The 621-nt window shown below is 32.4% G+C and carries 1 protein-coding gene; it reads left to right on the top strand.

What is annotated here, in order from left to right; all coding sequences use genetic code 11:
- Positions 1-344 (top strand): hypothetical protein (locus CO726_RS31210; RefSeq protein WP_099686853.1); only part of this gene is annotated, 344 nt, incomplete at its 5' end.
- Between the last annotated feature and the right edge of the window lie 277 nt (positions 345-621).

Here is a 621-nt window from a genome sequence, read left to right as displayed (position 1 = left end):
TAGAGGACTTACTGCGAAAAATTTCTAATAGTAGTTATGATGTCCCGTATTTATTTACGAAGGCTGGATTTGGTATTGAGCCAATGAAGATGACAAGCAATGAGCGTATGCTGGCTACAGAAGCTGTACAACGATATTTCCTAAATGGGGATAAGTTTTATAATGCGCGAATTACCAAAATTGACCGTGGAAAAAAAGTAGACACGTTTCATATTGAAGTTCAAATTCAACAAGTGAATTTCCTTGAACCACGTCAATTTAAAGTACAAGTAAATCAATATGCACAAATTGTAACACCAATTGAACAAATACCACATGGACAAGAAGAAGTACCTGTGGATTAACTGAAAAAGGAGGGTTGTGAATAAAAATCACAACCCTTTTAAAAAAAATAAAGAGTACCTAAAAATATTTATTTAATATTCATAATTTTCTGATATAATGAAAGTGTGGTTAAATGAAATTTATATATATCAGTTATATGAAATAAATATGGAGGTAAAAACAATGAGATTATTATTTGGAACAGCAGCAAACTATTTTGCAGGATATTCTTCTGGAAGAGGCTCGGGACTTTTAGGGACATTATTTGGATGGGCATTACTAGTAGGTAGTGGATAC

The sequence above is a fragment of the Bacillus fungorum genome (genome assembly GCF_002746455.1).
Lineage (GTDB): Bacteria > Bacillota > Bacilli > Bacillales > Bacillaceae_G > Bacillus_A > Bacillus_A fungorum.
This window is presented reverse-complemented; position numbering and strand designations above follow the sequence as displayed.